The 24,411-nt window shown below is 72.6% G+C and carries 16 protein-coding genes and 1 pseudogene; 14 read left to right on the forward strand and 3 right to left on the reverse strand.

Annotation, left to right across the window (positions count from 1 at the left end):
• Window positions 1-126: 126 nt before the first annotated feature.
• The 5 genes from AC3CH1_RS19970 to AC3CH1_RS19990 all read left to right on the forward strand — a co-directional run bounded on the left by AC3CH1_RS19970 (window position 127) and on the right by AC3CH1_RS19990 (window position 7,391).
• Complete coding sequence (locus tag AC3CH1_RS19970; RefSeq protein ID WP_488464167.1) at window positions 127-2,388, forward strand: MMPL family transporter; 2,262 nt, start codon at window positions 127-129, stop codon at window positions 2,386-2,388.
• Entirely contained in the window at window positions 2,366-2,923 is a 558-nt protein-coding gene (locus AC3CH1_RS19975) for a GNAT family N-acetyltransferase (protein WP_488464168.1), read from the forward strand. Before AC3CH1_RS19970 ends, AC3CH1_RS19975 begins: the two co-directional genes overlap by 23 nt.
• A gap of 70 nt (window positions 2,924-2,993) precedes the next feature.
• Entirely contained in the window at window positions 2,994-3,701 is a 708-nt protein-coding gene (locus AC3CH1_RS19980) for a hypothetical protein (protein WP_488464169.1), read from the forward strand.
• Window positions 3,702-3,969: 268 nt separating this feature from the next.
• Complete coding sequence (locus AC3CH1_RS19985; RefSeq protein ID WP_018960068.1) at window positions 3,970-4,146, forward strand: hypothetical protein; 177 nt, start codon at window positions 3,970-3,972, stop codon at window positions 4,144-4,146.
• A 95-nt stretch (window positions 4,147-4,241) separates the two neighbouring features.
• On the forward strand, window positions 4,242-7,391 hold the full coding sequence (locus AC3CH1_RS19990; protein WP_488464448.1) for a helix-turn-helix transcriptional regulator: 3,150 nt from the start codon (window positions 4,242-4,244) through the stop codon (window positions 7,389-7,391).
• A gap of 15 nt (window positions 7,392-7,406) precedes the next feature.
• Here the strand turns inward: AC3CH1_RS19990 and AC3CH1_RS19995 are convergent, their stop codons facing one another.
• From AC3CH1_RS19995 to AC3CH1_RS20005, 3 genes are all read right to left on the reverse strand, one after another.
• On the reverse strand, window positions 7,407-7,727 hold the full coding sequence (locus tag AC3CH1_RS19995) for a DUF6191 domain-containing protein (protein ID WP_488464170.1): 321 nt from the start codon (window positions 7,725-7,727) through the stop codon (window positions 7,407-7,409).
• 38 nt (window positions 7,728-7,765) lie between these two features.
• The gene (locus tag AC3CH1_RS20000; RefSeq protein WP_488464171.1) at window positions 7,766-8,977 is read right to left on the reverse strand and encodes a PQQ-dependent sugar dehydrogenase; all 1,212 of its coding nucleotides are present in this window, start codon (window positions 8,975-8,977) and stop codon (window positions 7,766-7,768) included.
• Between the two features lie 147 nt (window positions 8,978-9,124).
• On the reverse strand, window positions 9,125-10,081 hold the full coding sequence (locus AC3CH1_RS20005; RefSeq protein WP_488464449.1) for an aldo/keto reductase: 957 nt from the start codon (window positions 10,079-10,081) through the stop codon (window positions 9,125-9,127).
• A 323-nt stretch (window positions 10,082-10,404) separates the two neighbouring features.
• On the opposite strand from AC3CH1_RS20005, the gene AC3CH1_RS20010 reads away from it, so the two are divergent.
• From AC3CH1_RS20010 to AC3CH1_RS20050, 9 genes and pseudogenes are all read left to right on the forward strand, one after another.
• Window positions 10,405-11,352, forward strand: a complete 948-nt coding sequence (locus AC3CH1_RS20010; RefSeq protein ID WP_488464172.1) for a 2-hydroxyacid dehydrogenase — start codon at window positions 10,405-10,407, stop codon at window positions 11,350-11,352.
• Window positions 11,353-11,761: 409 nt separating this feature from the next.
• Window positions 11,762-14,585 (forward strand): annotated as a pseudogene (locus AC3CH1_RS20015) (putative bifunctional diguanylate cyclase/phosphodiesterase).
• Between the two features lie 217 nt (window positions 14,586-14,802).
• The gene (locus tag AC3CH1_RS20020) at window positions 14,803-16,659 is read left to right on the forward strand and encodes an acetolactate synthase large subunit (RefSeq protein ID WP_488464173.1); all 1,857 of its coding nucleotides are present in this window, start codon (window positions 14,803-14,805) and stop codon (window positions 16,657-16,659) included.
• Between the two features lie 22 nt (window positions 16,660-16,681).
• Window positions 16,682-17,209: an acetolactate synthase small subunit gene (gene ilvN / locus AC3CH1_RS20025; protein ID WP_003966072.1), complete on the forward strand. Its 528-nt coding sequence runs from the start codon at window positions 16,682-16,684 to the stop codon at window positions 17,207-17,209.
• 108 nt (window positions 17,210-17,317) lie between these two features.
• Entirely contained in the window at window positions 17,318-18,319 is a 1,002-nt protein-coding gene (ilvC, locus tag AC3CH1_RS20030) for a ketol-acid reductoisomerase (RefSeq protein WP_018960076.1), read from the forward strand.
• A 293-nt stretch (window positions 18,320-18,612) separates the two neighbouring features.
• Window positions 18,613-20,205 carry a phosphoglycerate dehydrogenase gene (gene serA, locus AC3CH1_RS20035; RefSeq protein WP_488464174.1) on the forward strand — a complete coding sequence of 531 codons (1,593 nt, stop codon included), beginning with the start codon at window positions 18,613-18,615 and terminating at the stop codon, window positions 20,203-20,205.
• A gap of 291 nt (window positions 20,206-20,496) precedes the next feature.
• On the forward strand, window positions 20,497-23,031 hold the full coding sequence (locus AC3CH1_RS20040) for a Tox-REase-5 domain-containing protein (protein ID WP_488464175.1): 2,535 nt from the start codon (window positions 20,497-20,499) through the stop codon (window positions 23,029-23,031).
• Between the two features lie 127 nt (window positions 23,032-23,158).
• The gene (locus AC3CH1_RS20045; protein WP_488464176.1) at window positions 23,159-23,857 is read left to right on the forward strand and encodes a hypothetical protein; all 699 of its coding nucleotides are present in this window, start codon (window positions 23,159-23,161) and stop codon (window positions 23,855-23,857) included.
• Window positions 23,854-24,384: a hypothetical protein gene (locus AC3CH1_RS20050; RefSeq protein ID WP_488464177.1), complete on the forward strand. Its 531-nt coding sequence runs from the start codon at window positions 23,854-23,856 to the stop codon at window positions 24,382-24,384. The genes AC3CH1_RS20045 and AC3CH1_RS20050 overlap by 4 nt, the downstream gene beginning before the upstream one ends.
• The last annotated feature ends 27 nt before the right edge of the window (window positions 24,385-24,411 follow it).

Raw genomic sequence — 24,411 nt, forward strand, 5'->3', positions numbered from 1 at the left:
TGGCCACGAAAGGGGCAAAGGATCACTTTCTGCTGGCAGAGTGGCGGTCACAAGGTCTTGAGACGTTTACGGGCAGATAACGTCATCTGTGGGTAAATGGTCACGAACCCACAGGGAGCTCATCCGTTGGCTGCCATCGCTCGCTGGTGCATCAGGCACCGCCTCGTCGCCGTCCTCATCTGGCTCGCCGCCCTCGGCGGGACGGCCGCCGCGGCGGGCTTCGCGGGTTCCGCGTACTCCAACGACTACGAGGTCCCCGGCACCGAGTCCGGCCGCGCCACCGAACTCCTCTCCAGCGGCTTCACCGACCTCGGCGGCGACACCGACACCGTCGTCTGGCACACCACCGGCTCCACGGTCCGGGCCGCCGACGTCGAGCAGACCATGACCCGGACGCTCCACGCGATCGAGGAGCTGCCGGGCGTCGGCGCGGTCACCGGCCCCTACGGAGGCACCGGCCCCGGCCAGATCAGCGAGGACGGCCACACCGCGTACGCCACGGTCACCTTCGACCACCCCGCCGACGAGATCCCCGCCTCCCAGGCCGAGGCCCTCGTCGACACCGCGAAGGGAGCCGAGGCCGACGGGCTCCAGGTCGAGCTGGGCGGCACCGCCATCGCCCTCACCGAAGCACCCTCCGTCCACCTGGCCGAGGGCGTCGGCGTGGTCGTCGCGGCCGTCGTGCTCTTCCTCGCCTTCGGCTCGCTCGCCGCCAGCCTGCTGCCCATCGCCACCGCCCTGGTCTCCGTGGGCACCGCCTACGCGGGCATCGTGCTGCTCGGCCATGCGATGACCGTGGCGGACTTCGCCCCGATGCTCGGCATGCTCATCGGCCTCGGCGTGGGCATCGACTACGCCCTCTTCATCGTCACCCGGCACCGCAGAGGCCTCCGGCGCGGGATGTCCGTCGACGAAGCGGCGCGGAACGCCGTCACGACGACCGGGCGGGCCGTCGTCTTCGCCGGGGCCACCGTCTGCATCGCCCTGCTCGGCATGCTGATCCTGCGGCTCGGCTTCCTCAACGGCGTCGCCATCGCCGCCTCGCTCACCGTTGTCCTCACCGTGCTGGCCTCGGTCACCCTGCTGCCCGCCCTGCTCTCCCTCATCGGGATGCGGGCGCTCAGCCGCCGCGAGAGGCGGCAGCTCGCCGAACACGGACCGCGGCCCGAACTGCCCACCGGCTTCGCCGCCCGCTGGTCCGCCTTCGTGGAACGGCGCCCCAAGCTGCTCGGGGGCATCGCGGCCGTCGTCATGCTGGTGCTCGCCCTGCCCGCCCTCGGCCTCCACCTGGGCACCTCCGACCAGGGCAACAACCCGGCCACCGCCACCACCCGGCAGGCCTACGACCTGATCGCCGACGGCTTCGGGCCCGGCGTCAACGGCCCCCTCACCATCGCCGCCCAGCTCGACGGCGCGGACGACCGGCTCGCGCTGGACTCGCTGCCCGAGCAACTGCGCACCACCGAGGGCGTCGCGTCCGCCGGCCCGGTCACGTACAACAGCGCCGGCGACACCGCCTTCCTCACCGTCGTCCCCGACTCGTCCCCCCAGTCGCAGGACACCAGCGAGCTGGTCGACCGGATCCGGGACGACGTGCTGCCGCCGGTCCGGGACAACACCTCGCTGGAGGCCCATGTCGGCGGGGTGACGGCGAGCTACGACGACTTCGCCGAGATCATCGTCGGGAAACTGCCGCTCTTCGTCGGGGTCGTCATCTCGCTCGGCTGTCTGCTCCTCCTCCTGGCGTTCCGCTCCATCGGCATCCCGCTCAAGGCCGCCGTGATGAACGTGGCCGCCGTCGCCTCCTCCTTCGGCGTCGTCGTGGCCGTCTTCCAGTGGGGCTGGGGGAGCGAGCTGCTCGGCCTCGGCATCGCCGGGCCCATCGAACCCTTCCTCCCCGTGATCATGGTCTCGGTCCTCTTCGGCCTCTCCATGGACTACCAGGTCTTCCTGGTCGGCCGGATGTACGAGGAGTGGCTGGAGACCGGCGACAACCGGCGGGCCGTACGGGTCGGCCTCGCCGAGACCGGCCGGGTCATCAACTCCGCCGCCGTGATCATGATCTCCGTCTTCCTCGCCTTCGTGCTCAGCGGCGACCGGGTCATCGCCATGTTCGGCATCGCGCTGGCCACCGCCGTCGCCCTGGACGCCTTCGTGCTGCGCACCCTGCTGGTGCCCGCCCTGATGCACATGCTCGGCGGGGCGAACTGGTGGCTGCCGGGCTGGCTGGAGAAGCGGCTGCCCAGGATCAGCATCGAGCCGCCCGACTGCGTACCGCTCCGTGCGAAGATCCCGGAGACACGCGGTACGGGTGCGGAAGAGGGCGATGGACCGGTGACGGGCCGCCCCGCCGAGAAGGAGCACGATGTTCGCCATATCCCTGGGTGACGACAGGGCGGAGCTGTGCCCGCTGGAGGTCTGGCAGGCCGAGGAGCTCCTCGCCCACATGGACCGGGCCCGGGAGCTGGTCGACGCCTGGATCCCGCTCGCCGCGTCCGTCACCGACCCGGACTCGGCGCGTGCCCTGCTCCAGCGGTACGCGGAGAAGCAGGCGGCGGACACCGGGCGGCTGTACGGCATCCGGCTGGACGGCGTCCTCGTCGGCGGCGTCCTCTTCCGGATCTTCGACGCGCAGTCGGGCAACTGCGAGATCGGCGTGTGGCTGGAGCCCGCCGCCCAGGGCCGCGGTCTGATCACCCGTGCCGCCGAGCGCCTGATCGACTGGGCGGTGCAGACGCGCGGCATGCACCGCGTGGAGTGGGTCGCCTCCGCCGCGAACACCAGGTCGATCGCGGTGGCGCAGCGGCTCGGCATGGCCCGGGACGGGGTGATGCGGCAGAACTACCTCCACCGGGGCGTACGCCACGACACCGAGATCTGGTCGGTCCTCGCCCCGGAATGGCGGGCCCGCGCGGGGCACTGAGCCCTGACGAGCCCCCCGCGCGGCCCCGGCGTTAAGCGGGCTCTCATCCGGGCCCCCTAGCGTGCGACGAATGAACACCACCCCCTCCAAGACGACGACCCCGTCCACGACCACCCCGCCCGCCGGGACGACCGACCCCGCCGATGGCACCGCCGACGCCGTCACGGAGGAGGCGACCGCGAAAGACCCCCTGGTGAAGGACTCCGCGACGGACCCCCTGGTGAAGGACTCCGCGACGGAGGGCGCCACCGGTACGCCGACCGACGCCGCGCACTCCGGGACGGCGGCCCCCGACGACCTCGCCGGGCAGTCGGAAGACGAGGACGATGACGACGCCCTGGCACCCGACCCCTTCGACGAGGCCCGGCACGGCGTCGGCGCGGGCGCGGCGGCCGTCGTCTCCGCCGCCCTCGGCATCGTCGCCCTGACCGGCGCGTGGACGGGCAGGGTCGCCGCCGAGCGCGAGACGCTCATCGGCCAGATCCAGACCTCCGGCGGCGGCAGCGCGGCCCAGCAGATCTCCGAGATCTACGGGGACGCCTGGCACACCACCGCCCTGGTCAACGGCGTCTTCGCGGTCCTGGCCCTGCTCGTCGGCGTCTTCGTCCTGGTCCGCCCCGCATTCGGCGTCCCCTCCGAGCGTCCGCAGCCCACCTGGGTCCGCGCGGTCGCCCTGGCCGGAGTCGCCCTCGGCGTCATCGGCGTGCTGATCTCCGCGGGCATGTACTTCGACCTCCTCGTCTCCCTGCCCACCGCGGGCGCCCCGGCCGGCGGCTGACCCCGGCCCGACACCTCGTACGGCACGGCGCCGGGGAGTGTCCGGCGGCCCCGGTCACGATCCGCCGGACACTCCCTAAGGCCCCTGCCCACCCCTCGGACACCCGTGGGCGGGGCCTAAGGCCCCCACCGCCGCGAAGATGCGGAACTCGCCCGATGCGCCGCCCCTCCTGGCCGACGACAGTGGACACACAGCGAACACAGGGCCCCGGCCGACCGGCCGGCCACCCCGCCGGTCCGCTGCCACGACCAGGAACCAGGGGCACACCATGTACGAGTACGAGCTCTACCGCTCCACCTCCGCCGAGCTGATCCGCCGGGCCGACGCCGAGCGCGAGCTCGGCCGGGCCCGCCTCGTCCGGCGGGCCGCCCGCCGCTCCGGACACGGTGATCCCGAAGGGAAGGTGGTGGAGGGCGACCGCACCCGCTTCGCCCCGGCCGCCTGACGGTGCCCGGGGCCGGGAGCACCACCGCACCGGTCACCGGTCCCGCCGACGCCCTCTCCGGACCGGGCGCGGCGGGCCCGGACCGCGCCGGGAGCATGATCACCGTCCGCGAAAAGCCTCCCGCGGCCTCGTACGCGTATGCGATGCTCGGCACCGTGGAGACCAGGTCAGTCAGCCCCGTGTTCATCGGGCGCGCCGAGGAGTTCGCCGCGCTCACCGAGGCGCTCGCGCGGGCCGCGTCCGGCGACCCGCAGGCGCTGCTGATCGGCGGCGAGGCCGGCGTCGGCAAGACCCGCCTGGTCGAGCAGTTCGTCACGGCGGCCGAACGGCGCGACGCCGTCGTCGCCGTCGGGTCCTGCGTCGAGATCGGGGCCGACGGACTGCCGTTCGCCCCCTTCCCCACCGCCCTGCGCGCCCTGCGCCGGGCCCTGCCCGAGGAGATGGCCGCCGCCTGCGCCGGCCAGGAGGGCGAACTGGCCCGGCTCCTGCCCGAGCTGGGCGAGGCCCACCGGGACGCGACCGACGAGCACAGCATCGCCCGCCTCTTCGAACTCACCGTACGGTTGCTGGAGCGGATCTCCGCCGAACGCGTGGTCGTCCTCGTCCTGGAGGACCTGCACTGGGCGGACGCCTCCACCCGGCACCTGCTCGCCTATCTCTTCCGCAGCCTGGGCAGCGGCCGCCTCATGGTCGTCGGCACCTACCGCGCCGACGACATCCACCGCCGCCACCCCCTGCGCCCGCTCCTCGCCGAGCTGGACCGGCTGCGCACCGTCACCCGCGTCGAACTCGACCGGTTCAGCCACGACGAGGTCGGCCGTCAGCTCGCCGGCATCCTCGCCGAGACCCCCGCGGCCGCACTCGTCGACGAGATCTTCGACCGCTCCGACGGCAACGCCTTCTTCGTCGAGGAGCTGGCCCGCTCCCTGGAGTGCTGCGGCGACAGCTCCGGTCTGACCGAATCGCTCCGCGACCTCCTGCTCGTCCGCGTGGAGGCGCTCCCCGAGCACGCCCAGCGGATCGCCAGGCTGGTCGCCGAGGGCGGCTCCTTCGTGGAACACGAACTGCTGGCCACCGTCGCCGGACTCGCCGAGGCCGACCTCGACGAGGCCCTGCGCGCCGCCGTCGGCGCCAACCTGCTGCGACCCGCGCCCGACGACGACGGCTACCGCTTCCGGCACTCCCTGGTCCGCGAGGCCGTTAGCGACGACCTGCTGCCCGGGGAACGCACCCGCGTCAACCGCCGGTACGCCGAAGCCCTGGAGGCTAACCCCTCCCTCGTCCGGGACGACGAACGCGCCACCCGCCTCGCCAGCTACTGGTACGCCGCGCACGACGCCGCCAAGGCCCTGCCCGCCGTGCTCAGGGCCGCCGTCGAGGCCCGCCGCCGCTACGCCTACTCCGAGCAACTGAAGCTGCTGGAGCGGGCGATGGAGCTGTGGGACGACGTCCCCGACGCGGTGCTCGCCACCCTGCGCCCCTTCGACTACGCGGAGGTCTACCCGGCCTCCGGCTGCGACCCGGAAAACACCCCGCTGCGCTACCTGGACGTGATGGCCGAGGCCACCGTCGCCGCCCACTTCGGAGGTGACCGCAAACGCGCCCTGGCCATCTCCAAGAAGGCGATGCGGGTCCTGGCGTCCGAGGCCGACCCGCTGCGCGAGGCCTGGTTCTGGGTGCAGCGCAGCCGGCTGGTGCAGGGGCTGGACAAGGGGGACGGCTGGGAGGAGCTGGCCACCGCACAGGAACTGGTGCGCGGGCTGCCGCCGTCCCCGGTGCAGGCCGACGTGCTGACCAACGTGGCCAGTTGGCGGGCGCTGCACCAGCCGGGCCCGCAGGCGCTCGCCGACAGCGACCGCGCGGTGGAGTACGCCCGGCTCGTCGGCGACGAGTACATCGAGCTGCACGCCCGCCTCACCCGGGGCTGGCTCACCGCGGACGCGGGCGGCGTGGAGGACGGCCTCGCCGAGATGTACGCGGTCCGGGACCGTGCCGAGAAGCTGCACCTGATGAACCTGCTGGGCCGGGTCAGCGTCAACCTGCCCTCCTCGCTCGAAGCGATGGGCCGCTCGCTGGAGGCCGTCGCCGCCGCCGACCACGGCATCGAGATCTGCCACAGCCACGGCCTGGCCGACTCCGGGGCCTGGGTGTACGCCAACCAGGCGCAGTCCCTGTTCTCCCTCGGGCACTGGGCCCAGAGCGAGGCCGCCGCCGCGTCCGCCGCCCGCCTGGCGCTGGGCCCCAGGGCGAAGGGCCTCGCCACCCTCCGCCATACCGAACTGGCCGTCGCCCGCGGGGACCTCGCCGAGGCCGAGGAGCTGCTCGCCCTGACCCGCAAGCACTTCGGCCAGCGCGATCCGCAGCCCCAGCACCTGATCACCCCCGTCCGGCACACCATGCTCCTGGCCGCGGCCCAGGGCAGGCTCGCCGAGGCGCGGGACGCGTTCGGGGAACTGGCCCGGCACGGCTTCCCGCCCGGCACCCAGCGCTACGCCCTGCCGCTCCTCCAGACCGCCGCCATGATCGAGGCGGACGCCCGCGGGCTGCCCGCCGCCGAACCGGACCGCCCGGAGCTGCTCGCGCTGATCCGCCGGTGCACGAAGCACCTCCCGATGCTCGTCCCCGTGTGGGCGGCCCACGGCGTCCTCATCGACGCGGAGCTGGCCCGCGCGGACGGCACGGACACCCCCGGGCACTGGGCGCGCGCCGCCGAGGCCTTCGGTCCGCTGAGCCGCCCCTACGAACTGGCCCAGATCCACCGCCGCTGGGCGGAGTCCCTGCTCATCGCCCCCGGCGACCGGTCCACCGCCACGGCCCTGCTGCACCGCGCCCACGAGACCGCCCACCGGCTCGGCGCCCGCCCGCTGGCCGAGGCCGTCGAGCAGTTGGCGGCCAGGGCCCGCATCACCCTGGACGGCTCCGGCGCGGCGCCCGGCCCCGACGCCGGGATCCACCCGGCCGTCCTGGCCGCCGTATCCGCCGGAGAGAGCCCCGAGCACGCGGCGGCCGACGGACAGGACCCCGCCATCGCCGCCGTGGCGTCCTTCGGGCTGACCCCGCGCGAGCAGGACGTGCACCGGCTGGTCGCGGCCGGGCACACCAACCGCAGGATCGCCGAGGAGCTGTTCATCTCGCCGAAGACCGCGAGCGTGCACGTCTCCAACATCCTGGCCAAGCTCGGCGTCTCCAGCCGCGGCGAGGCGGCCGCCCTCGCCCACCGCCTCCGCCTCTACCCGGCCGCGTAGGCCCTGGCCGCGTCCTTACGCCCCTGGCTCCTCGTCCGCGCGCCGCTCGGGCCCGCTCACCGGCTTCCCGGGTCTCGGCCGGTCCAGGACGGCGTCCTGCTCGGGCGCGGCCGGAAGCATGCGGTCGTTCGGGGGCCCGGCGGCACCGTCCGGGGCCGTGCCGGGAGCGGCTCCCGGCGCCGGGGCACGGACGGTCACCTTCCCGGAGGTCAGATCTATCGGCCCCCGGTCCGGATCGCCGATGCCGAGATCCACCCGGCTCAGCTCCAGCCGCCTCTGCTCGTCCGAGGTGTGCTTGCGCCCCGGGGCGAACAGCTCCTCGAAGAAATTGAACACGGGCCGTGCTCCCTCCGACATGCCGCACGGGCGGCCGACTACTTCACCTTCACCTGAAGGACCCTGTCGTCCCCGGGCTTCCGTGTACCCCGTCCGTCCGTGTTGCTGGTGACCAGCCACAGGCGGTCGCTCCCCGCACTCACCACGGTGCGCAGGCGGCCGTGCTTCTCCTCCAGGAACGACTGCGGGTCGGCATAAGGTTCCTCCGCCTTCTCGCCGGACAGCGGAATGCGCCAGAGCCGCTCACCGCGCAGCCCGGCCATCCAGATCGAGCCCTCCGCGTACGCGATCCCGCTGGGGGAGGCCTCGGAGGTCTTCCACTGGGCCACCGGGTCGATGAACCCGTCCTCGCCCTCCCGGCCCTCGACCTCGGGCCAGCCGTAGTTCCCGCCGGGCTCGATCAGATTCAGCTCGTCCCAGGTGTTCTGGCCGAACTCGGCGGCCCACAGCCGCTTCTGCGCGTCCCAGGCGAGCCCCTGCACATTGCGGTGCCCGTACGAATACACCACCGAGTCCGCCTCCGGATTGCCGTGCACCGGCTCCCCGTCCGGGGTCATCCGCAGGATCTTCCCCGCCAGCGACTCCTTGTCCTGGGCCAGCCCGGTGTCCCCGGTCTCGCCGGTGCCCGCGTACAGCATCTTGTCCGGGCCGAAGGCGATCCGGCCCCCGTTGTGGATGCTGCCCTTGGGGATGCCCCGCAGGACGGTGTCCGGGGCCCCCAGCTGCTGTCCCGCCGGACGCTTCTCGTCGTAACTCATGCGGACGATCCGGTTGTCGGACGTGGTGGTGAAGTAGGCGTACACCAACTGGTCCGCGCCGAAAGTGGAGGAGACGGCGAGCCCGAGCAGCCCGCCCTCGCCCGCCGGGGACACCCCGGGCACCGAGCCCAGCAGCGTCTGCTTCCCGCTCCCGCCGTCGATCCGGTGGACCGTTCCCTCGTCGCGCGAGGAGACCAGCAGGTCACCGCCCGGCAGCGCGGCCAGGCCCCAGGGCGACTTCAGGCCCTCGGTCAGCGTCGAGACCACCTTCGCCGAGCCCTTCGCGGGCGGCAGATCGGCCGACCTGCTCGGGGAGGCCGGGGGAGCGGAGCCCCCCGAGGCGCTCGGGGAACCGGCGGGCTGCCCGGACGGGCCCCCGTCCCCGTCGCCGGAACATCCGGCGGTCAGCAGCAGCGCGGCCGACGCCAGCACGGCCACCACCCCCCTGCGCATCGCCGGGGACTGCACAGGTCCGAACAGAGCACCACGCACGGAACCGATCCTTTCGACGGTTGCCCGACTACCTGTTCCTACACCTTGTTCCTACACCTCGGCCGGCCCAGGAGTTCCCGATGCGCCCATTCTCCCGCCGCACGGCCGACGGCGCCCCGTCCCCCTGACCCTCGGTCCCGGGGACGCTCAGTCCCACGACTCGCGGGCGGCGGGCAGGCCGTCGATCTCCGCCAGGTCCCGGTCGTCCAGGACCACCCGCGCCGCCCCGGCGTTCTCCACCGCCCACCGCTCCCGCTTGGCCCCCGGCACCGGCACCACATGCGGGCCCTGGCGCAGCACCCACGCCAGGGCCACCTGGGCCACGGTCGCCCCGCGCCGCTCCGCGACCCGCCGCAGACCGGCCACCACCGGCTGGTTCGCCGCCATCACCTCCGCCGTGAACCGCGGATGCCTGGCCCGCAGATCCTCCGGCTCGAAACCCTGGCCCGGCTTCAGCGTCCCGGTCAGATAGCCGCTGCCCAGCGGCATCGCGGCCAGCAGCCCGACCCCGCGCGCCACGCACCACGGCAGCAGCTCCGTCAGCGCCTCGCGCGACCACACCGACAGCTCCGCCTCGACGGCGCTCACCGGGAAGACCTGCTGGATCCGCTCCAACTGCCGGATCGTTCCCTCATGCGGTCCCGCACCCGACCGGCGCGGGGCCCGCGCCCCCACCGCGCACAGCCCGAGAGAGCGCACCTTGCCCGCGGTCACCAGCTCCGCCATCGCACCCCAGGTCTCCTCCACCGGCACCTCGGGGTCGGCCCGGTGCAGCTGGTACAGGTCGATCACATCGGTCTGGAGCCGCCGCAGCGAGGCGTCACAGGCCCGCCGGACATACCCCGGCCGGCCGTTGGCGACGATGTGCTGATCGCCCACCAGCAGCCCGCACTTGGTGGAGACGAACGCCTCCCGGCGGCGCCCCTTCAGCGCCCGCCCCACCAGCAGCTCGTTGGTGAACGGGCCGTACATGTCCGCGGTGTCGAGCAGCCGGACGCCCGCGTCCAGCGCAGCGTGCACCGTCCGCACCGAACGGTCTCCGAGCCGCTGCGACGCGCTGTAACCCCAGCTCATCGGCATGCAGCCGAGACCGACCGCACCCACGGCAAGCCCCGCCGCCCCGATAGTCCTGCTCTCCAACTCCCCGAACCCTTTCCTGGACGAGCCGTTCCGCCCTCCCGCCCGCCGCGGTCCACGGGCGGCTCTTTCCGGAGACGGCGCGAGAGCACGGTCCCGGACCCGGACGGTCACGCCCGCCCGATCCACGACGCAGGTCCCTTTCGGGGGAGTTCGGTGAGTGATTGACGGAAGCGTTTGGGCGATGTGACGATACGCCGATGCCCGGCGTGCACGCACGGATGGCCGCTCGGCGGCCGCGCACGATCGGGCCTGGAGCGCTCGCACATCTGTCGCATAGCCTCCTGACCATGACTGCGACGACTGCCGACGTGTGGCTGCCCTACCGGGCCGAGGAGATCGACGGCCTGCCCGAGGGCCTCAACTACCTCTTCTGGGACGGTGAACCGGACTACCCGGGCGACCCGGCCGACTGCGCCTACTACGTCGTTCCCTACCTGAAGGGTTCCGAGGTCGCGGTGCGCCCGCTGGCCTCGATGAACGCCGTCCGGGTGGTGCAGACGCTCTCCGCGGGCATCGACCATGTGGAGCCGGGCCTCGGAGTGCTTCCCGCCGGCGTACGCCTCTGCAACGCCAAGGGGGTGCACGAGGCCTCCACCGCCGAGCTGACGCTCGCCCTGATCCTGGCGTCCCTGCGCGGGTTCCCGGGATTCGTCCACGGCCAGGACAAGGAGGAGTGGCGGTCCGGCTTCTACCCGGCGCTCGCCGACAAGTCCGTCCTCATCGTGGGGTACGGATCCATCGGCTCGGCCATCGAGGACCGGCTCGCCCCCTTCGAGTGCGCGCGGGTGGCGCGCGTCGCGCGCTCCGCGCGGACCACCGCACGCGGTCCCGTACAGACGCTCGACGATCTGCCCGCCCTGCTTCCCGAGGCCGACGTCGTGATCCTCTCCACTCCGCTGAACGCGTCCACGCAGGGGCTGGTGGGAGCCGACTTCCTCGCCGCGATGCCCGACGGGGCCCTCCTCGTCAACGTCGCCCGCGGCCCGGTCGTCGACACCAAGGCCCTGCTGTCCGAGCTGGAATCCGGACGACTGCGGGCCGCACTCGACGTGACCGACCCGGAACCCCTGCCCGAGGGCCATCCTCTCTGGCATGCTCCGAATGTCTTGATCACGCCTCACGTGGGCGGCAGCACCTCGGCCTTTGAACCGCGTGCCAAGCGGCTGCTGGCCGCACAGCTCACCCGGTTCGCCGCCGGAGAGCCGGTGCGCAACGTCGTGACCACCACCGGCTGAGGCGGCCGAAGCGGCCACGCTACGGGGCGGTCCGGGTGCACGCAGTGCCGCTCACCTCGCACTTCGTCACGGAGCGTAGAGAATCTATGGCCCTGAGTGACGGATCTGGTGTATCGTCCGGTCCGGGGGGCTGCGCCGTGGAAGGGACGGCGCGGGGGGAGCACCGGAACGCGAGGGGGCGACGGGCGATGTGCTGGCCATGGAGAGACGATCCGACGCGGACGAGTGGACGGTTGCGGCCGCCCGCGCCGATGGAGCACAGCACCCGCCGGTGGCCGGATTCCTGCCCCGGACCGGCAACGCCGAAGCCGCCGCGGCCGGGCCGGAGCGAGCAGCGTCGGAGAGCACCCGTGAAGAGCCGGGCGCCGGGGAGCACCTGCCCGGTGGGCCCGGGGCGGGGAGCCCTCCGGTGAGCGCGCTGGGGGCCCTGCTCGCCCCGCGGTCCGCCACCGGCGCCACGGGACTGCGGTCCCGCATCCTGCTCGGCGTCGTCTGCGCCGGATATTCGGTGGGCGCCGCCGTCGGCTGGGGCTCGCCGCGGGTCGCCGTCATCATGGGGGACTTCGGTCTCGCCGCCGCGGCCCTGGTCGCCGCCGTCTCCTGCTACCTCTACGCACGGGCGGTCAGGGGCCGGCTGCGCCCCGCCTGGCTGCTGTTCTCGCTCTCCTCCGCCATGGCCGCCTGCGGCAACGCCGTCTGGGGCTGGTACGAGGTGATCCTCGGCGTCGCCGTGCCCACACCCTCCCTCGCCGACGTCTTCTTCCTCTGCTTCGCGCCGCCCGCCATCGTCGGACTGCTGGTGCTCGCCAAACGGCCCGTCACCCGCGCGGGCTGGGTGTGCCTGGCCCTGGACGCCTGGCTCATCGGCGGCTCCCTGCTGACGCTCGCCTGGAGCCTCGCCCTCGCGCACACCACGCACCTGGCGGGGGGGCAGGACGCCAGCGTCGCGTCCGCGGCCCTCTCGCTGGCCTACCCGCTGCTCGACATCGTGCTCGTCTCGATGGTGCTCGCCCTGCACTTCCGCCGGGCCGGCGTGAACCGCTCCGCGGTGAACACCGCCATCGCCGCCCTGGCGCTCACCGTGCTGAGCGACGCGGTGTTCACCTCGCCGCTGCTGCGCTCCACCTACAACTCGGGCCAGCTCCTGGACGCCGGTTGGTTCGCCGGGTCGCTGCTCCTCGCCTACGCCCCCTGGGGCGCCCCGGAGCGGGGCCGGGCCGTCCGCCCGACCCGGGCCGCCGCGCGCCATCGCCAGCCGCCCGATCGCCGGCTCGCTGGCCGCCCTGACCCCGTATCTCGCCGCCGCCGTCTGCACCCTGGGCATCCTGTACAACGTGGTCGACGGCCGCCGGGTGGACCGCGTCGTCATCTTCACCGGCTGCACCGTCGTCCTGGCGCTGGTCGTCCGGCAGGGCATCATGCTCCTGGACAACATCTCCCTCACCCAGGAGCTGGCCCAGAAGGAGAACCACTTCCGCTCCCTGGTGCAGGGCTCCAGCGACGTCATCATGATCGCCGCGCCCAACGGCACCCTGCGCTACGTCAGCCCCGCCGCCGCCGGGGTCTACGGGCGCGAGGCGGAGGGGCTCGTCGGCTCCGAGCTGTCCTCGATCATCCACCCCGACGATCTCGGCCGGTTCGTCCACGAGGTGCGCCGCTTCCTTGCCGCACCGCCGCACGAGGAGCCCACCACCCGCATCGAGTGCCGCTTCCGCTCGGGCACGGGCGACTGGCTCCACGTCGAGTCCACCGTCAACCGCCACCAGGGCGGCCTCCTCCTCAACAGCCGGGACGTCACCGAACGGGTCAGGCTCCAGGCCCAGTTGCAGCACAACGCCGAGCACGACCCGCTCACCGACCTGCCCAACCGGGCCCTGTTCACCGCCCGGGTCCGCCAGGCGCTCGGCGGCCGCCGCTCGGGCGACCCCGGCACCGCCGTCCTCTTCATCGACCTCGACGGCTTCAAGGCGGTCAACGACACCATCGGCCACCAGGCGGGCGACGAACTGCTCGTCCAGGCCGGCCGCCGCCTCCAGGACTCCGTCCGGGCCGGCGACACCGCGGCCCGGCTCGGCGGCGACGAGTTCGCCGCGCTCATCATGGGCGACGGCACCCGCGACCAGGGCGCCCGGGAGTACCAGGTCCACGAGATCGCCGACCGGCTGCGCCTCACCCTCTCCCAGCCCTACCGCATCGGCCCCAGCGAGGTCCGGGTGGCCGCCTCCATCGGCGTGGCCTTCGCCGAGCCCGCCATCAGCCCCACCGACCTCATGCGCAACGCGGACCTCGCGATGTACCGCGCCAAGGCCGGCGGCAAGGACCGGGTCGAGCTGTACGCCCCGCAGATGCAGGCCGACGTCGTACGCCGCTCCGAGCTGGCCACCCGGCTGCGCACCGCCCTGCGCGAGGGCGAGTTCGCCCTGCTCCACCAGCCCGTCGTCCATCTCGCCAGCGGGTCCGTCGCGGCCGTCGCCGCCCAGGCCCGCTGGCGGTCCGCCCAGGGCATCCTGTTCACCCCCGCCGAGTTCCTCCGGGTCTCCGGCGACGACGACCGCACCGCCGAGCTCGGCCGCTGGCTCCTGGAGGAGGCGGTGGCCCAGGCCGCCGACCGGGCCAGGGCCGGGCACCCCGTCGCCGTCTCCGTCCGGCTCTCCGCCGCCCGGCTGCTGGAGGCGGCCTCGCCCCCCGGCTCCATCGAGGCGTTGCTGACCCGCCACGGCCTGCCATCGGGCGCCCTGATGATCGAGGTCGCCGACAGCGACCCGCGCGTCTCCTTCGACGCCCTGGAGCAGCGCCTCGTGGCCCTGCGCCGCCTCGGTGTACGGATCGCGCTCGACGGCTTCGGCAGCGGCTTCGCGGCGATCAACGCCCTGCGCCGGCTCCCCATCGACGTACTGAAGCTCGACCGGAACCTGGTCGAGGGGGTGGTCGAATCGGCCAGGCTGCACAAGATCACCAGTGGTCTCCTGCGGATCGCCTGCGACCTCGGCCTCCAGTCCGTCGCCGACGGGGTCGACGTCCCCGAGCAGGTCCTCGCCCTGCGCGCCATGGGGTGCACCCACGGCCAGGGGATGGCCTTCTCGGGCCCGCTCGACGAGTACCGGCTGCGACGCGCCCTGGTCCGCGGGGAGTTCCCCGTACCGGGCGTCCCGAGCCCCCGGCCGGTGATGGCGGGCGGCTCGATTCCCCTGCTCACCGGATCACATGCTGAGACGCCCGTCCCACCCACTTGACACGTCATGCGTGCCGGAGAGAGGGTCAATGCCATGCGCACCCGAATTCTCGTACTTGGAAAGCGCGTCGGCTGAAGCAGAGTCACTCCACGACACTCTGCGACCGCACCCGGCGCGCTCCCCTCGCTTGCCTCACGGCACGAGGGGTTTTTTGTTGCACTGACACCGCTCAAACCGCTGCAAAACACCCGCGAAAAACCTCAGCTTCGAGAAGAGAATGCCGATGACCGAGCAGGCCACCGGGGCCCACCACCCGCAGCCGCGCGCCCGAAACGGCGGACAGCCGTCCGTCACCGTTGAGCACGTCACGGGCGCGCAGTCCCTCATCCGTTCTCTCGAGGAAGTCGGCGCCGACACGGTATTCGGCATTCCCGGCGGCGCGATCCTCCCCGCCTACGACCCGATGATGGACTCCACCCGGGTCCGTCACGTCCTGGTCCGCCACGAGCAGGGCGCCGGCCACGCCGCCACCGGGTACGCACAGGCCACCGGCAAGGTCGGCGTCTGCATGGCCACCTCGGGCCCCGGCGCCACCAACCTGGTCACCCCGATCGCCGACGCGCACATGGACTCCGTGCCGCTCGTCGCGATCACCGGGCAGGTCGCCGCCAAGGCCATCGGCACCGACGCCTTCCAGGAAGCCGACATCTGCGGCATCACGATGCCGATCACCAAGCACAACTTCCTGGTCACCAAGGCCGAGGACATCCCGCACACCATCGCCGAGGCCTTCCACATCGCCTCCACCGGCCGCCCCGGACCGGTCCTCGTCGACATCGCCAAGGACGCCCTCCAGGCGAAGACCACCTTCAGCTGGCCGCCCACCCAGGACCTGCCCGGCTACCGCCCGGTGACCAAGCCGCACGCCAAGCAGATCCGCGAGGCCGCGAAGCTGATCACCCAGGCCAAGCGCCCCGTGCTGTACGTCGGCGGCGGCGTCATGAAGGCCGGCGCCACCGCCGAGCTGAAGGTCCTCGCGGAGCTGACCGGAGCGCCCGTCACCACCACCCTGATGGCGCTCGGATCCTTCCCCGACAGCCACCCGCTGCACGTGGGAATGCCGGGCATGCACGGCGCGGTCACCGCCGTCACCGCGCTGCAGAAGGCCGACCTGATCGTCGCCCTCGGAGCCCGCTTCGACGACCGCGTCACCGGCAAGCTGGACAGCTTCGCCCCGTACGCCAAGATCGTCCACGCCGACATCGACCCGGCCGAGATCGGCAAGAACCGCACCGCGGACGTCCCCATCGTCGGCGACGCCCGCGAGGTCCTGGCCGACCTGGTCCAGGCCGTCCAGGCCGAGCACACCGAGGGCCACACCGGCGACTACACCGCTTGGTGGAAGGACCTCAACCGCTGGCGCGAGACCTACCCGCTCGGCTACGACCTGCCCGAGGACGGCAGCCTCTCCCCGCAGCAGGTCATCCAGCGCATCGGCAAGCTCGCCCCCGAGGGCACGATCTTCGCGGCGGGCGTCGGCCAGCACCAGATGTGGGCCTCCCACTTCATCGACTACGAGCAGCCCGCCACCTGGCTCAACAGCGGCGGCGCCGGAACGATGGGGTACGCGGTCCCGGCCGCCATGGGCGCGAAGGCCGGCATGCCCGACCGCACGGTCTGGGCCATCGACGGCGACGGCTGCTTCCAGATGACCAACCAGGAACTGACCACCTGCGCGCTCAACAACATCCCGATCAAGGTCGCCGTCATCAACAACGGCGCGCTCGGGATGGTCCGCCAGTGGCAGACCCTCTTCTACAACCAGCGCTACTCCAACACCGTGCTGCACTCCGGCGCGGACACGGACGGCGTCCCGGCCAAGGGCACCCGCGTCCCGGACTTCGTCAAGCTGTCCGAGGCCATGGGCTGCTACGCCATCCGCTGCGAGGACCCGGCCGACCTGGACAAGGTCATCGAAGAGGCCAACTCCATCAACGACCGCCCCGTCGTGATCGACTTCATCGTCCACGAGGACGCCATGGTCTGGCCGATGGTCGCGGCGGGCACCTCCAACGACGAGGTCCAGGCCGCCCGCGGCGTCCGCCCCGACTTCGGCGACAACGAAGACGACTGAGAGACAGAGAGAGAACGACTCCATGTCCGAAAAGCACACGCTCTCCGTCCTGGTCGAGAACAAGCCCGGTGTCCTCGCCCGGATCACCGCCCTGTTCTCCCGACGCGGCTTCAACATCGACTCGCTCGCGGTCGGCACCACCGAACACCCCGACATCTCCCGCATCACCATCGTCGTGAATGTCGAGGGCCTGCCCCTGGAGCAGGTCACCAAGCAGCTCAACAAGCTGGTCAACGTCCTGAAGATCGTCGAACTCGAGCCCGCCGCCGCGATCCAGCGCGAGCTCGTCCTGGTGAAGGTCCGCGCCGACAGCGAGACCCGCTCCCAGATCGTCGAAATCGTCCAGCTGTTCCGCGCCAAGACCGTCGACGTCTCCCCGGAGGCCGTCACGATCGAGGCGACCGGAGGGGCCGACAAGCTGGAGGCGATGCTCAAGATGCTGGAGCAGTACGGCATCAAGGAGCTCGTCCAGTCCGGCACCATCGCCATAGGGCGCGGCGCGCGCTCGATCACCGACCGGTCCCTGCGCGCCCTCGACCGCTCCGCCTGACCGGCGGCGGGACGCGCCCGCGCCGCTCGCATGGCGAGACCCGATCACGTACACGACGCCCCCGCCGTACGGTGGGACGCAACACCTGCACACCAAGGAGAAGACCCAGTGGCCGAGCTGTTCTACGACGACGATGCCGACCTGTCCATCATCCAGGGCCGCAAGGTCGCGGTTCTCGGATACGGCAGCCAGGGCCACGCCCACGCGCTGTCGCTCCGTGACTCCGGCGTCGACGTCCGCGTCGGTCTGCACGAGGGCTCGAAGTCCAAGGCCAAGGCCGAGGAGCAGGGCCTGCGCGTGGTGACCCCGGCCGAGGCCGCCGCCGAGGCCGACGTCATCATGATCCTCGTCCCGGACCCGATCCAGGCCCAGGTCTACGAGGAGTCCGTCAAGGACAACCTCAAGGACGGCGACGCGCTGTTCTTCGGCCACGGCCTGAACATCCGCTTCGGCTTCATCAAGCCGCCGGCCGGCGTCGACGTCTGCATGGTCGCCCCCAAGGGCCCCGGCCACCTGGTCCGCCGTCAGTACGAGGAGGGCCGCGGCGTTCCCTGCATCGTGGCCGTCGAGCAGGACGCCTCGGGCAAGGGCCTGGAGCTCGCCCTCTCGTACGCCAAGGGCATCGGCGGCACCCGCGCCGGCGTCATCAAGACGACCTTCACCGAGGAGACCGAGACCGACCTGTTCGGTGAGCAGGCCGTCCTCTGCGGTGGCACCGCCGCCCTGGTCAAGGCCGGCTTCGAGACGCTGACCGAGGCCGGATACCAGCCCGAGATCGCGTACTTCGAGTGCCTGCACGAGCTGAAGCTCATCGTCGACCTCATGTACGAGGGCGGCCTGGACAAGATGCGCTGGTCCATCTCGGAGACCGCCGAGTGGGGCGACTACGTCACCGGCCCGCGCATCATCACGGCCGACACCAAGGCCGAGATGAAGAAGGTCCTCACCGAGATCCAGGACGGCACCTTCGCCAACGCGTGGATGGCCGAGTACCACAACGGTCTGCCCAAGTACAACGAGTACAAGAAGGCCGACAGCGACCACCTGCTGGAGACCACGGGCCGTGAGCTGCGCAAGCTCATGAGCTGGGTGAACGACGAAGAGGCCTAGGCCTCGGGTGAGCGGGGCGGGTCCGTGAAGGACCCGCCCCGCTCCGCGGTGAACCGGAGAAGCCGCTCCGTACGGGGGTACCGGAGGGGCAGTTCCGTACGGGTGTACACCACGTCCACCCTCGTGCGGGTGATCCTTCCACCGGGGCGCGGTACGAGGCGCGTCGCATGACTACACTTCTCCACAGATACACGCGTCAGGGCCCACAGTGTCGTGCGTCTTCCACGCGGCTAGCCCCTCCACCGCCTGCGGCCGTCGGGACGGCCGTCCGCACTGGACTTGTGAGGACTCACGTGAGCTCGAAACCTGTCGTACTCATCGCTGAAGAGCTGTCGCCCGCCACGGTCGACGCCCTGGGTCCGGATTTCGAGATCCGGCACTGCAACGGCGCGGACCGCGCCGAGCTTCTCCCCGCGATCGTCGACGCCGACGCCATCCTGGTGCGCTCCGCCACCAAGGTCGACGCCGAGGCCATCGCCGCCGCCAAGAAGCTCCGGGTCGTGGCCCGCGCCGGCGTCGGCCTGGACAACGTCGACGTCTCCTCGGCCACCAAGGCCGGCGTGATGGTCGTCAACGCCCCCACCTCCAACATCGTCACCGCGGCCGAGCTGGCCTGCGGTCTGCTGGTGGCCACCGCGCGCAACATCCCGCAGGCCAACACCGCGCTCAAGAACGGTGAGTGGAAGCGCTCCAAGTACACCGGGGTCGAGCTCAGCGAGAAGGTCCTCGGCGTCGTCGGCCTCGGCCGCATCGGCGTCCTGGTGGCCCAGCGCATGTCGGCCTTCGGCATGAAGATCGTCGCCTACGACCCCTACGTCCAGCCGGCCCGCGCCGCGCAGATGGGCGTCAAGCTCCTCAGCCTGGACGAGCTGCTGGAGGTCGCCGACTTCATCACGGTGCACCTGCCCAAGACCCCCGAGACCCTCGGTCTCATCGGTGACGAGGCGCTGCACAAGGTGAAGCCCTCGGTCCGCATCGTCAACGCCGCGCGCGGCGGGATCGTCGACGAGGAGGCCCTGGCCTCCGCGCTCAAGGAGGGCCGCGTCGCGGGCGCCGGCCTCGATGTGTACGCGAAGGAGCCCTGCACGGACTCCCCGCTGTTCCAGTTCGACCAGGTCGTCTGCACCCCGCACCTCGGCGCCTCGACCGACGAGGCGCAGGAGAAGGCGGGCATCGCGGTCGCCAAGTCCGTCCGTCTCGCCCTGGCCGGCGAGCTGGTCCCGGACGCGGTCAACGTCCAGGGCGGCGTCATCGCCGAGGACGTACGCCCCGGCCTGCCGCTCGCCGAGAAGCTCGGCCGGATCTTCACCGCGCTCGCGGGCGAGGTCGCGGCCCGGCTCGACGTCGAGGTGTACGGCGAGATCACCCAGCACGACGTCAAGGTGCTGGAGCTCTCCGCGCTCAAGGGCGTCTTCGAGGACGTCGTCGACGAGACCGTCAGCTACGTCAACGCCCCGCTGTTCGCACAGGAGCGTGGTGTCGAGGTCCGCCTCACCACCAGCTCCGAGTCGCCCGACCACCGCAACGTGGTCACCGTGCGCGGCACGCTCTCCGACGGCCAGGAGGTCGCGGTCTCCGGCACGCTGGCCGGCCCGAAGAACCTCCAGAAGATCGTCGCCATCGGTGAGCACGACGTCGATCTGGCGCTCGCCGACCACATGGTCGTCCTGCGCTACCAGGACCGTCCCGGTGTGGTCGGAGCGGTCGGCAAGATCCTCGGCGAGGCCGGGCTGAACATCGCGGGCATGCAGGTGTCGCGGGCCGCCGAGGGCGGCGAGGCCTTGGTCGTCCTGACCGTCGACGAGACCGTCCCGCAGCCGGTGCTGACCGAGATCTCCGAGGAGATCGGCGCGTCCTCGGCCCGCTCGGTGAACCTCACCGACTGAAGCGGACACGTTGGTGAGCCTCACCGGCTGACGCGGAAGCGTCGATGAGTCTCACCGGCTGACGCAGACGCACTGCGCACGACCCCGCTCCGTACCCGGTAGCAGGCCCGCTCGTTCCGTACGAGCGGCCCCGCTGCCGGGTACGTTGCTTTCCGCGGTCCGGTCAACCCCTTCGGTCAACCCCTCCGGGTGGGCCCGGGGTTGGGTCCTGGGGCCCACGACGTGGCGGGCCCCCGCCCCTAGGGTGACCTGTTGTCATGTCACTCATGGGCGCCGGGGGTCGGATCACGTATGTCTGCTGTCGGTGGCATACCCGTAGCGGGAGGCCCGGCTCCGGCCGCCGCCCCGCGGCGTGAACTCCCGCGCCCGCTCGTCCTGGTCCGCGTGCTGCTCCTCGTGCTGTTCGGGGCGACGGTGCTGGGGGCGATCGGCCTGTCCGGCTCGGCCCTCGCCGCGGACGCGATGGGCGCCGAGGTGCTCGGCATCCTGCTGTACGCCTCCGCGCCCGGGGTGCTCGCGGCGCTGCTGGCCCGGCACGTCAGGACCGGCGGCGCGCGTGTGCGGTGGGGCATCGTCGCCGTACAGGTGTGGCTGGTCCTCGGGGGCCTCGCCAACCTCGGGGACGGGTCGCCGGACGGGCTGACCCAGCTGGTCCTGCCGATCCTGATCACCGTCCTGATCAGCCGCGCGGGGAGCCGGGCGTGGTTCCGGCTGCCGCCCGGCGAACGGGGGCGGCCGCCGAAGTTCTCGCTCCCGCACATGATCACCTGGAAGCGGGACCGGGGGCAGACCGCCCTGGAGTACCTGGGCCTGGTCCTGATCGTCGTCGCGCTGATCGGGGCCCTGACCGTGGGCGGCCTCGGCGGCCGGATCACCGAGGGCCTCCAGTCCGCGATCTGCTCGCTGACCGGCAGCTCCTGCCCGGTCTCCCCGGGCAGCGGCTCCGTCGAGGCGGGCGACCGCCCGGACGGCAGTACGGACGGGGGAGCCGACGGAGGTACGGACGCAGGAGCCGACGGAGGTACGTCGGGGAGCGCGGACGGAGGCGCCGACGGCGGTACGAACGGGGGAGCCGACGGCGGTTCGACGACCACGGGCGGCGTCACCGGAGGGTCCACGGACGGGGCCACCGGTGGTGACGCCACCGGCGGTACGGGAGGCACCGGCTCGACCGGAGGCACCGGCTCCACCGGGGGCCCGGGAGGCGCCGGCGGTACCGAGGGCTCGGGCGGCACGGAGGGCTCGGGCGGTACCGAGGGCTCGACCGCGACCGGCGGCGGCACGGGAGGCCCCGACGACACAGGCCGCCCCGGCACCGGCGAGGACACCTTCCCCGACGACAACGAGGAGCCCGAGGCCGCCCACGACGTACAGGCGTCCGACGACGGGGAGGGCGAGGGAGGCGGCGAGCAGGCCGAGGAGCAGGAGGACTGCGGCGGCTGGGGCTTCTTCGGCTGCGCCTGGGACCGTACGACGCAGGTCGTCAAGGGCCTCGTGGTCGACGGGCTCTGGGGCGACATCACCGGGATCATCGACCTGTTCAAGCCGGAGACCTGGTCGGGCCTCGCCGACTACGGCAGGCAACTCGGCGACCAGTGGACGAAGGACTCCTCGGGCGCGGGCGACAAGTGGGCGGACGGCGACTACCTGGGCGCGATCCTGGACTGGGGCAAGGCGTCCGTCGGTACGGTGGTCACGGTCGGCGACGACGTGTTCGTCGGGGACGAGGTCCGCGAGCGCTGGAACAACGGCGAGAAGACCCGGGCCGTCACCGACGTGATCTGGAACATCGGCTCGATCTTCATCCCCGGCTACAACGTCGCGAAGGTCGTCGGCAAGGTCGGCAAGCTCGGTGTGCTGGGCAAGGTCGCCGGAGCCGTGGCGAGGGCCGCGGACGATGCGGGGGCGGCGGCCCGCAGGGCCCGCAAGGCGGCCGAGGCCGGCGACCTCGACGGCGTACGGAAGGCGGCGAAGGAGGCCGACGACGCTGCGGACACCGCCGAGGACGCGGCCCGCCGCACCGGCTGCGCCATCGCCTCGGGCCCGCCGCGCGCGCGGTACGGCGGGGGCGGGGCCACCGGTGTCCCCGGCTCGGGCACCGGCGTGCTGGCGGGCGGCTCCCCGGACCGGATCGTCCTCGGAGACGGCGGGTGCGACGAGGCGGCCAAGGCGGCCGCCGCCCGGGCGCGAGCGGCCGAGCGGGCCGCCCACCTGGAGCGGAAGAGGCTGGAGGAGCCCGAGCGGGCGCGCAAGGCGGAGGTGGACAAGAAGAAGTACCCGCAGGCGCAGCGCAACGACACCTCCGACCCGCGCAACTACAACCCGCCGTCCTGGGCCGACGACCTCAAGGACCGCACGCTCGGGGACGCCGACGCGGGCGACGGCTACTGGGCGAGCCGGGACCGCAACCCCGCGCCCAACTGGAAGAACGAGTCCTGGCTGCGCTACCAGGAGCAGGTGACCGGTACCAACCGGGGCCAGGAGTACGTCGTGCCGCACCCCCGGGAGGGCAAGCCGGCGGTGGAGTACGACGGCTGGGACTCCTCCCGGCAGACGTTCCTGGAGGCCAAGAACGGTTACGACAGCTATCTGTCCCAGTCCGGCAGCGGCGCCCTCACCCCCTCGGGCAAGGACAAGTTCGTCACCGAGGCCCGCTCCCAGGTGGAGGCGTCCGGCGGCCGGAGAGTGGAGTGGCACTTCTCCGACCCGGAGGTGGCCAAGGCCGCCCGCAAGGCGTTCCGGGACGAAGGGCTGCCGGTCAAGGTGGTCCACAGCCCGACGAAGCCCAACGACAGCACCAGGAAGCCGGGGGCGTTCGACGAGTAGGCCGCGCGCCGGGACGCAAGCCGTCCTCGTCCCGGGGGCGCCTTGTAGCCTGCACGCGTGGTGATCCCGGCCGCCGTCCGGCCGGGGGACCGCGCGCTGCGGGCCCGCCGACGGAGGAGAGACGAGCATGCGACGTGTAGTGCGGGGCTTCTGGGGCCCCCGGCCGGAGCCGGCCGAGGCGCTTGCCGACCGGTGGCTGCGGACCCTCGACGGGTTCGCCGAGCTGGTCCCGCAGGCGGCCGACGCCTGGAGCCAGGTCCACGGGAACGGTCCCGCCACCGCGTTCACCCCCGACGGGGACGCCCTGCTCGGCGCGGTCCGCACGGCCCGGAGCGCGGCCGACTGGTCGGACCTCACCGGCACCGGGCTGCGGCTCGTCGGCACCGGGGCGCGCGGCTGGGAGGCCGAGGTCAGCGGACTGGCGGGCGGGGCGCCGGAGTTCCTGCTCCAGTCGCTCGCGATCATCCTCTACGCCCCGGACGAGGCCGTGGTCCCCGAGGAGGCGCTCCTGTCGCTTGTCGCCCGGGTGTGGGAACCGGACTTCGGCGACGTGAGCGACGACGACGTGCTGGACGCGCTGGAGGACGACGCCGGCTACTCCGTCGGCGACCCGGTCGTCGGCCGGACCGGCTACCTCTCCCCGGCCCGCGCCGCCCTCGTCCCCGAAGACCTGGGGGTTGTCCGTGAACCCCAGCCCGGCGGCGGGGAGTTGCTGAGCATCGCGGCCCCGGGCGACAGCGCGGGCGTGGTGCGGGTGTACCAGCGGCTGCGTGAGGCGGGGGCGTTGGCTCCGCTGCCCCGCCCGATGGACCGGGCGGTCCTGTGACCTCCCGCGCGGGCGAGGAGTTCGACGCGGAGCGCGCGGCGGCCGAGGTGACCGAGCTCCTCGCCGCCCCCGTACCGGCGACCGGCCCCACCGCCGCCGAGGGCGACCCGGCCACCGGCGAGTGGACGGTCACCGTCGGGGAGGGCTTCCGGATCGTGCCGCTCTGGGAGGGCCACTCCCTCACCGGTGTGTACGCCCCCGGGTGGAACGAAGCGGTGGAGGCCGCCGAGGGTCATCTGACCGTGCTGGCACAGGCGTTGGGCGACCAGTGGGGCCCGCACCGGCCGGTGCGGCTGCACGTGGCGCTGCTGCGTCGGGAGGCCGGGACGCCCGTGGAGCCCTTGTTCGAGGCGCTGTTCGCCCAGGACCTGTACGGAGACCTGGTGGTCTGGGGGCCCCTCGGCCCCGACGGCCGATGGATCGCCCTGACCGTGGGGCACAGCGACGGCGACGCGCCGCTGGTGCTGGCCGCCCTGGTCAGCGACCGCCCGATCACCGAACCGGACGACGGGGACAGCCCGTTGTGAGGACCGGCCGGAACACGCCGGAGGCGT

The sequence above is a fragment of the Streptomyces sp. MGP-P1 genome (assembly GCF_057766565.1).